The 9114-nt window shown below is 73.8% G+C and carries 9 protein-coding genes; 3 read left to right on the forward strand and 6 right to left on the reverse strand.

Features of this window, described 5'->3' with window-relative positions; genetic code table 11:
- Positions 1-789 (reverse strand): LysR family transcriptional regulator (locus tag RIF68_RS16640; protein ID WP_309052046.1); only part of this gene is annotated, 789 nt, incomplete at its 3' end.
- 58 nt (positions 790-847) lie between these two features.
- On the opposite strand from RIF68_RS16640, the gene RIF68_RS16645 reads away from it, so the two are divergent.
- Positions 848-1681, forward strand: coding sequence for an NAD(P)-binding domain-containing protein (locus RIF68_RS16645; protein ID WP_309052047.1), 834 nt, complete (start codon positions 848-850; stop codon positions 1679-1681).
- A 16-nt stretch (positions 1682-1697) separates the two neighbouring features.
- Here the strand turns inward: RIF68_RS16645 and RIF68_RS16650 are convergent, their stop codons facing one another.
- On the reverse strand, positions 1698-2279 hold the full coding sequence (locus tag RIF68_RS16650; RefSeq protein WP_309052048.1) for a TetR/AcrR family transcriptional regulator: 582 nt from the start codon (positions 2277-2279) through the stop codon (positions 1698-1700).
- Positions 2280-2420: 141 nt separating this feature from the next.
- Here RIF68_RS16650 and RIF68_RS16655 point away from each other — a divergent pair, with 141 nt between their 5' ends.
- Entirely contained in the window at positions 2421-4898 is a 2478-nt protein-coding gene (locus RIF68_RS16655; protein ID WP_309052049.1) for a glycoside hydrolase family 3 C-terminal domain-containing protein, read from the forward strand.
- On the opposite strand, the gene RIF68_RS16660 is transcribed toward RIF68_RS16655, so the two are convergent.
- Positions 4895-5818 carry an SGNH/GDSL hydrolase family protein gene (locus RIF68_RS16660; RefSeq protein ID WP_309052050.1) on the reverse strand — a complete coding sequence of 308 codons (924 nt, stop codon included), beginning with the start codon at positions 5816-5818 and terminating at the stop codon, positions 4895-4897. The genes RIF68_RS16655 and RIF68_RS16660 overlap by 4 nt on opposite strands.
- A 260-nt stretch (positions 5819-6078) precedes the next feature.
- On the opposite strand from RIF68_RS16660, the gene RIF68_RS16665 reads away from it, so the two are divergent.
- The gene (locus RIF68_RS16665) at positions 6079-6573 is read left to right on the forward strand and encodes a DUF3145 domain-containing protein (RefSeq protein WP_309052051.1); all 495 of its coding nucleotides are present in this window, start codon (positions 6079-6081) and stop codon (positions 6571-6573) included.
- 73 nt (positions 6574-6646) lie between these two features.
- Here RIF68_RS16665 and fabF read toward each other — a convergent pair whose 3' ends face one another.
- The 3 genes from fabF to RIF68_RS16680 all read right to left on the reverse strand — a co-directional run.
- Positions 6647-7909, reverse strand: a complete 1263-nt coding sequence (gene fabF, locus RIF68_RS16670; protein WP_309052052.1) for a beta-ketoacyl-ACP synthase II — start codon at positions 7907-7909, stop codon at positions 6647-6649.
- Between the two features lie 79 nt (positions 7910-7988).
- Positions 7989-8255: an acyl carrier protein gene (locus RIF68_RS16675; RefSeq protein ID WP_309052053.1), complete on the reverse strand. Its 267-nt coding sequence runs from the start codon at positions 8253-8255 to the stop codon at positions 7989-7991.
- Between the two features lie 56 nt (positions 8256-8311).
- On the reverse strand, positions 8312-9114 hold an 803-nt coding region (locus RIF68_RS16680; protein ID WP_309052054.1), incomplete at its 5' end, for a beta-ketoacyl-ACP synthase 3.

The following is a 9114-nucleotide window of genomic DNA, read 5'->3' on the forward strand; positions in this document are numbered from 1 at the left end:
CCCGGGATCGACCGCCACCAGCGCCACGTCCGGCCGCACCGCCGCCGCCGCGAGCGCCGGCACCAGGGTGACCCCGAGCCCGGCGGCCACCGCCCCCAGCTTGGCGATCCAGTCGTGCGCCAGGAGCCCCGTACGCGGCAGGAACCCGGCGGCCACCACCGGCCGGAACAGCGTGTCCTCCAGTCGCTCCCGCCCCACGATCCACTCCTCCTCCGCCAGCTCCGCGAGCCGTACCGCCGGCCGCCGGGCGCACGGGTGGTCCCGGCCGAGGGCCACGAGCATCGGCTCGTCGAGCAGGTGGTGGAGCGTCACACCCGGCGGCGGGGGAGTACCGGGCGGCGGGCTCACCACCGCCAGGTCCTCCTCCCCGGCCCCGACCAGCCCCAGGTGCTTGACCGAGGGCCCCTCGACCCGGGTCACCACCACCCCCGGGTGCCGCTCCCGGAACACCGCCTGCGCCCGGGGGACCAGGGCGGCGGTCGCGCTGGAGAAGGCCCCGAGCCGCAGCAGCCCCCCGTCCAGGGTGCGCAGCGCCTCCAGTTCGGCCCGCGCGGCGGACAGCCGGTCCCGTACGGCCTCGGCGTGGGGGAGCAGGACCCGGCCGGCCTCACTCAGCCGCACCCCGCGCGGCAGCCGCTCGAACAGCTCCGCGCCGACCTCCGCCTCCAGCGACTGGACCTGCCGGGAGACGGCCGATTGCGTGTAGCCGAGCGCCTGTGCGGCGGCCGTGAACGACCCGGCACGGGCGACGGCGAGGAACACCTCGTACAGGCCATGAGGGAAGGGCATGGAGACCATGCTAGACATTCGCTGGTCGCATGCCACAGGCGCCCGTAGCGTCGGGGACATGGACCTCACCGCCACCAACGGCCCCACCGACCAGCCCTCTTCGCAGCGGATCGCCTTCCTCGGCACCGGCTCCATGGGCCTGCCCATGGCCCGCCGGCTGCTCGACACCGGACACGCCCTCACCGTCTGGAACCGTACGGCCGCCAAGGCCGACGACCTGGTCGCCGCGGGCGCCGTCCGCGCCGCCGGTCCCGCCGAGGCCGTGCGGGACGCCGACGTCGTCCTGACCATGCTGGCGGACCCGGCCGCCGCCCTCGCCGTCGCCGACGCCTTCGTGCCGGCGCTGCGTCCGGGCACGATCTGGGTCGACACCTCCACCATCGGCCCCGGAGCGGTCCGCGAACTGACCGGCCGCCTCCCCGCCGGGGTCACCCTGATCGACGCCCCGGTGATGGGCAGCGTCGACCGGGCCGCCTCCGGTGAGCTGCTCATCCTCGCCGGCGGCGACACCACGCCGGTCGCGGGGATCCTGGAGCGGCTCGGTACGGTCACCGCCTGCGGCGGGCCCGGCACCGGCGCCGCGCTCAAGCTGGTCCTCATCAACGCCGCGATCGGCGGGGTCGCCCTGGTCGCCGAGGCCCTCGCGCTCGCCGGAGCACTCGGCCTGCCCCGGGACCTGGCTCTGCGGACGCTCGGCCAGGGGCCGCTGGCGGGCGCGGTCGCCCGGGCCACCGCCACCGGCTCGTACTTCCCGGTCGCGCTCGCCGCCAAGGACGTCGCCCTCGCCACCGGCGCCACCCCGGCGGAGCTTCCGCTCCTGGAGGCCGTCCACGCCGCCCTGACCGCCGACCCGGCCCTCCTCGCGGAGGACCTCGCCGCCGTCGCCCGCTGACCCGTCCCGGGGCGGGTCACCCGTGCCCGTCGCGCCCCGTGCCGTACAGCAGCCCCAGGAAGTCCCGGAAGGCGGCGGGCATGTCGACGGCCGAGGGGTCCAGGAGCCACTGGTACTGGAGTCCGTCCATCACGGCCGTCAGGAGAGGGGCCGCGCGCTCGGGGGTGAGGCCGCCCGGCAGGCGCTCGCCGAACTCCAGGCGCAGCACCCGGGCCATGTTCTCCCGCACCTGCGCGTACCGCTCGGTGAAGAACTCCCGGGCCGGGTGGCCGTCCGTCACGCTCTCCCCGAGCAGCGCGGAGAAGGTCTGCACGATGCCCGGCCGCATCGCGTTGTACTCGACCAGCGAGTCCAGCAGTTCGAGCCGCCAGCCGTCCCGCCCCGGCCCGCCGCTGGTGTCCCAGCGGTCGCGCTCCGCCAGGACGGCGACGAGCAGCGCGTCCTTGGTCGGGAAATAGTGGAGCAGCCCCTGCTGGGTCAGGCCGACGCGTTCGGCCACCGCCCCGAGGGTGGCGCCCCGGTAGCCCCGTTCGGCGATCACTTCGAGCGTGGCGCGCAGGATCTCCGCGCGCCGCTCCTCGCTCCTGGCCCGCACCATCGTCCCGGCCCCCTCTCGCAGCTCCGTCGACAGGACGGTACCTCCCCCCTTGTAGATAACGAAAAGGTCTCATTGTCTACCGGCTCACCGGTTTCCGGGTGCACGATGACGCCACCGGTACGTCGACGAGGAGGTACGGCCATGGCGCGGACCGACGCGGGAGCCCCCACGGACGCGGAGGAGCCGGACGCGGCGGCGGAAGCCGCGCGGGAGGCGGCCGTCGACGCCGCCCTGGGGAAGCTCGACCTGGACACCAAGGCCCTGCTGCTCGCCGGGCAGGACATGTGGTCCCTGCCCGCCGTCCCCGGCATCGGACTGCGTTCCCTGGTCATGTCCGACGGACCCGTCGGCGTCCGCGGTGTCCGCTGGACCGCCGACGACCCCTCGGTCGCCCTGCCCTCGCCGACCGCGCTCGCCGCCGCCTGGGACCCCGGCCTCGCCCGCCGCGCCGGCCGCCTCCTCGCCCAGGAGGCCCGCCGCAAGGGCGTCCACGTCCTCCTCGCCCCCACCGTCAACCTCCACCGCTCCCCGCTGGGCGGACGCCACTTCGAGGCCTACAGCGAGGACCCCCACCTCACCGGGGCGATCGGCACCGGCTACGTCCTGGGCGTCCAGGACGGCGGCGTCGCCGCCACCGTCAAGCACTTCGTCGCCAACGACGCCGAGACCGACCGCTTCACCGTGGACAACCGGGTCGCCCCGCGGCCGCTGCGCGAGCTCTACCTCGCCCCCTTCGAAGCCATCGTCGAGCAGGCCCGCCCCTGGGCCCTCATGACCGCCTACAACCAGGTCAACGGCGTGACCATGACCGAGCACGGCCCCCTCGTCGACGGCGTCCTGCGCGGGGAGTGGGGCTTCGACGGCGTCAACGTCTCCGACTGGCTGGCCGCCCGCTCCACCGTCGGAGGCATCACCGGCGGCCTCGACATCGCCATGCCCGGCCCCGCCACCGTCCACGGCGAGGCCCTCGCCGCCGCCGTCCGGGCCGGCGAGGTCCCCGAGTCCACCGTCGACCGGGCCGTACGGAACGTCCTGCGGCTCGCCGCACGCGTCGGCGCCCTCGACGGCGTCCTTCCGGCCGTCACCACCCACCCGGCCCCGGTCGACGGTGCCGCCCTCGCCCGCGAGATCGCCCGCCGGGGCTTCGTCCTCGTACGGAACGAGAACGACGCCCTGCCCCTCCCGCCCGGCACCACCGTCGCCCTCTCCGGCGCCGCCGCCCGCGACGCCCGCGTCCTCGGCGGCGGCTCCGCCCAGGTCTTCCCCGGCCACGTGGTCTCCCCGCTCGACGGACTCACCGCCGCCCTCCCCGAGGGGACGCTCACCTTCTCGATCGGCGCCGAGCCGGGCGACGAACCCGCCCCCGCAGGGCCGGGCTTCACCCTCCGCGCGGTGTGCCGCGACGCCGCGGGCACCGTCATCGGCGAGAGCGGCCTGCCCACCGGCCAGGTCCAGTGGATCGGTGACGACCTCCCCGCCGGCGTCACCCACGCGAACCTCGCCTCCGTCGAGATCACCGGCACCTTCACCCCGCGCGAGAGCGGTGCGCACTCCTTCGGGACCAGGGGCCTCGGCGCCTTCACCCTCACCGTCGCCGGCCGAGTCCTCTTCGACGGCGTCCAGGCCATGGGCCCCGAGACCGACCCCTTCGAGGCCTTCCTCGGCTCCCCGGTCGAGCGCGGCACCGTCGCCCTCACCGAGGGCGAGACGGTCGAGGTGTCCCTCCTGCACACCCTCGACAAGGAGTTCGCCGCCCCCCTCCCGGCGGTCATGTTCTCCCTCGTCCACCTCGGTCCCCGCCGTGACCCCGGCGAACTGATCACCGAAGCGGCCGAGGCCGCCCGCACCGCCGACACCGCCGTCGTGGTCGTCGCCACCACCGAACGCGTCGAGTCCGAGGGCTTCGACCGCCGGGACCTCGCCCTCCCCGGCCGCCAGGACGACCTCGTCCGGGCCGTCGCCGCCGCCAACCCGAACACCGTCGTGGTCGTCAACTCCGGCGCCCCCGTGGAAATGCCGTGGCGCGAGGACGTGGCCGCGATCCTGCTCACCTGGTTCCCCGGCCAGGAGGGCGGCGCCGCCCTCGCCGACGTCCTCACCGGCGCCGGGGAGCCCGGCGGCCGGCTCCCCACCACCTGGCCCACCACCCTCGCCGACGCCCCCGTCACCGAGGTCACCCCCACCGGCGGGACCCTCCCCTACCGCGAGGGCCTCTTCATCGGCTACCGCGCCTGGGACCGGGCCGGCGCCGCCCCCGCGTACCCCTTCGGGCACGGCCTCGGCTACACCACCTGGTCGTACGACTCCCTCGACGCCACCCCGGACCGCGCCACCGTCCGCCTCACCAACACCGGCGACCGCCCCGGCCGCGAGACCGTCCAGTTCTACCTGGCACCCGAGGACGACCCGGCCGAGCGCCCGGCGCGCTGGCTCGCCGCCTTCACGAGCGTCGAGGCCGCCCCCGGCCGGACCGTCGAGACGAGCGTCCGGCTGCCGCGCCGCGCCTACGAGGTCTGGGACGAGGAGCGGCACGCGTGGACGGTGGTGCCCGGCACCTACCGGCTGCTGGCCGCGCACTCCCTCACGGACATCCGGCTCATCACGGTCCTGAAGCTCTAGCCGGCCGTGATCCGCCGGTACGCCAGCTCGGCCAGCCGCGCCTGGCCGTCACGGCTCGGGTGGAACCAGTCCCAGGGGCTCAACTGGCCGCCGCCGAAACGGAATGCGTGGACCGCCCCGCCGTCGTACCGGCAGAGGCGGTCCTTCGCGCACACCTCCGCAAGGACCTCGTTGTAGGCCCGCACCCGCTCCTGGACGCGGGCCCTGCGGCGCTCCGCCGCCGGGCTGTCGTCCTGCGGCTCCGCCAGCATCGACCCGCAGACGCCCAGCTTCCACACCTCTCGGGCCATCGGGCTGAGCCGGCCCGTCGACCACAGCCGCATCAGATCCGGCACACTCGCCACGTACACCCGCGACGCCGGGGACTCCTCCCGGAGCCGGGCGAGCGCCGTCTCGAAGAAGAAGCGGAAGTCCTCGACGGGCGTCATCAGATCGGGGGTCTTCCGGCAGGCGTCGTTGGCGCCCGTCATCACCGTCACGAGGGCGGGCCGGTGGGCGGCGGCGCGGGCCATCTGCTCCGGGAGCTCCACCATCCGCGAGCCCGACCGGGCCAGGTTCCAGCTGTGCGTGGCCACCCGCCCGGGGCCGAGCAGCCGCAGCGCCAGGCTGTTCACGGCCGGGTCCGTCCCGGTCGCCCAGGAGGCCTCCGGGCAGTCGGAGAGCACCCCGCAGGCGTCGTAGGCGCGTGTGATGGAATCCCCGACGGCGGCCACGGAGGCGGGGGAACCGAGCCAGGGCGCCGTCACCGGCGCGGAGGGCGCGGCCGGGGCGGAAGAGGCCGCGCGGGGCGCCGGGGCCGTGCCGGAGGCCGCCGGCGGCCGTTCGGCACCGGCGGAGCAGCCCGCCAGTGTGCCCGCGCCGAGCAGCGCCGCCGCCGCGACGGCGACGGCGGTGGTGCGGAAACGGCGTCGGCCGTGCATCCGAGGGCCCCTCCTCCGGCGTCCTGGTGGGTGAAAGCTTCGTGTTCACCCGCCCCCGGACCGACCGTACGTCACCCCGATGACGGTGCGGCACGGTAGCTTTTCCCCCGTCGAACCAGAGGCACCTTTGCCGACCGGCTCCGGTAAATTACATCACGTCACATGCTGTCCCAATTTTGATGGTTTGCGAAGCTTCGCGCCTGATGCTGTTTACCGAGGCCGCTGGGAAAGGCGAACCTCGTCCCACACTGGAGGTCCCGGTGACGACACGTGGAGTTCTGTACGTTCACTCCGCACCGCGCGCGCTGTGCCCGCACGTCGAATGGGCGGTGGCGGGCGTCCTCGGTGCGAGGGTCCAGCTCGACTGGATCCGTCAGCCGGCGTCCCCCGGCACCTGGAGAGCCGAGTTCTCCTGGCAGGGCGAGACCGGCACCGCCTCCAAGCTGGCCTCCGCGCTGCGCGGCTGGCAGATGCTCCGCTTCGAGGTCACGGCGGAGCCCTGCCCCACCGCCGAGGGCGAGCGCTACAGCGCCACCCCCGACCTGGGCATCTTCCACGCCGTCACGGGCATGCACGGCGACATCCTGATCCCCGAGGACCGGCTGCGGGCCGCCCTCGCCCGCGCCGCGCAGGGCGAGACCCAGCTGGAGGTGGAGATCGCCAAGCTGCTCGGCAAGCCCTGGGACGACGAGCTGGAGCCCTTCCGGTACGCCGGCGAGGGCGCGCCGGTCCGCTGGCTGCACCAGGTCGTCTGACCCGGCCCCCTCGACGCCGAAGGCCCGCTCCCCGGCAGGGGAGCGGGCCTCTCACGCGTGCGCGTGCCGTGCGTCAGACGGTCCGGAAGGCGAGGACCACGTTGTGGCCGCCGAAGCCGAACGAGTTGTTGATCGCGGCGATGGTGCCCTGCGGCAGCTCACGGGGCTCGTCACGGACGATGTCCGCGTCGACCTCCGGGTCGAGCTGGTCGACGTTGATCGTCGGCGGGGCCAGCCGGTGGTGGAGCGCCAGGACCGTCGCGACGGTCTCGATGCCGCCGGCGCCGCCGAGGAGGTGACCGGTCATCGACTTCGTCGCGGAGACCGCGACGTGGTCCAGGTCGTCGCCCAGGACCTTGCGCAGCGCCTTGATCTCGGCGACGTCGCCCTGCGGCGTCGACGTGGCGTGCGCGTTCAGGTGGACGACCTCGGCCGGCTTCAGGTCCGTCGCGTCCAGCAGGTTCTGCAGGGCGGCGGCGATGCCCCGGCCGGTCGGCTCGGGCTGCGCGATGTGGTGGCTGTCGGCCGACAGGCCCTGGCCGAGCACCTCGCAGTAGACGCGGGCGCCGCGCGCCTTGGCGTGCTCCTCGGACTCCAGGACGACGACACCGGCACCCTCGCCGAGCACGAAGCCGTCACGGTCGGTGTCGTACGGGCGCGAGGCCTTCGCCGGGTCGTCGTTGCTCTTCGACATCGCCATCATGTTGGCGAAGGCGGCGACCGGCAGCGGGTGGATCGCGGCCTCGGTACCGCCGGCCACGACCACGTCGGCGCGGCCGGTGCGGATCATCTCGACCGCGTAACCGATCGCCTCGGCACCCGACGCGCAGGCGGAGACCGGGGTGTGGACACCCGCCCGGGCGTTCACCTCCAGGCCCACGTTGGCGGAGGGGCTGTTGGGCATGAGCATGGGCACGGTGTGCGGGGAGACGCGGCGGACGCCCTTCTCCTTCAGCACGTCGTACTGGTCGAGCAGGGTGGTGACACCGCCGATGCCGGAGGCGATGACGGAGCCGAGCCGCTCGGGCGCGACCTTCTCGTCCTCGCCGGCGGGGGCGGTGAAGCCCGCGTCGGCCCACGCCTCACGGGCCGCGATCAGCGCGAACTGCGCCGAGCGGTCCAGCTTGCGGGCCAGCGGGCGGGGCAGGACGTCGGCCGGGTCGACGGCGGCCGTCGCGGCGATCCGGACGGGCAGTTCGGCGAAGCGCTCGCCCTCCAGGGGCCGGACGCCGGAGCGCCCCGCGATCAGACCCTCCCAGGTCGATGCGGAGTCGCCACCCAGCGGTGTGGTTGCGCCGATACCGGTGACGACCACGGTGCGATTGGTCGAGCTCACAGGAATTCGTTCTCCATGTGTGTGATGGTCGGAATACGGCGCCACCGCCGGGTGGCTGGCCGGGTCAGCGAGGGCTGGTTCAGCCCTTGGAGATGCCGCCGTCCTGGTGCTTCAGGATGTAGTCGACGGCGTCGCCCACGGTCTTGAGGTTCTTGACGTCCTCGTCCGGGATCTTGACGCCGAAGCGCTCCTCGGCGGCGACGACGACCTCGACCATGGACAGCGAGTCGACGTCCAGGTCGTCGGTGAAGGACTTGTCCAGCTTCACGTCCTCGGTCGGGATGCCGGCGATCTCGTTGACGATCTCGGCGAGACCTTCGACGAGCTGGTCCTGGGTGAAGGCCATGGTGGCGCTCCTTCTGTGGGTTGCTTCGGTAAGGGGCTTCCGGGGATCCGGTGTGCCTAGGGGAGGGTAACGACCGTCGCGGCGAACACGAGACCCGCCCCGAAGCCGATGACGAGCGCGGTGTCGCCGCTCCTCGCCTGCCCGGTCGCCAGGAGCCGCTCCATCGCGAGCGGGATCGAGGCGGCCGAGGTGTTGCCCGTGGTCTCGACGTCACGCGCGACCGTGACGTGCTCCGGCAGCTTGAGCGTCTTCACCATCGAGTCGATGATCCGCATGTTCGCCTGGTGCGGGATGAAGACGTCCAGGTCGTCCGCCGAGATGCCGGCGGCGTCCAGGGCCTGCTGGGCGACCTTCGCCATCTCGAAGACGGCCCAGCGGAAGACCGCCTGACCCTCCTGCGTGATGGCCGGGAACTTGATCTCGCCCTGGTCGTTCAGCGGCAGCTTCGACACGTCGCCGACGTGGAACTCGTTCCACGGCACGGTCTGCTTGATCGTCTCGGACTTGTCGCCCTCGGAACCCCACACCGTGGGGCCGATGTGCGGCTCGTCGGAGGGGCCCACGACCACGGCGCCGGCGCCGTCGCCGAAGAGGAAGGCCGTGGCGCGGTCCTCCAGATCCGTCAGGTCGCTGAGCCGCTCGACGCCGATCACGAGCACGTACTCCGCCGAACCCTCGACGATCATGCCCTTGGCGAGCGTCAGGCCGTAACCGAAGCCCGCGCAGCCGGCAGAGATGTCGAACGCGGCCGGCTTGCCGGCGCCGATCTTGTCGGCGATCTCGGTGGCGACGGCCGGGGTCTGCTTGAAGTGCGAGACCGTGGAGACGACCACGGCCCCGATCTGCTCCGGGGTGATCC

It is taken from the genome of Streptomyces sp., from assembly GCF_031178505.1.
GTDB lineage: Bacteria > Actinomycetota > Actinomycetes > Streptomycetales > Streptomycetaceae > Streptomyces > Streptomyces gulbargensis.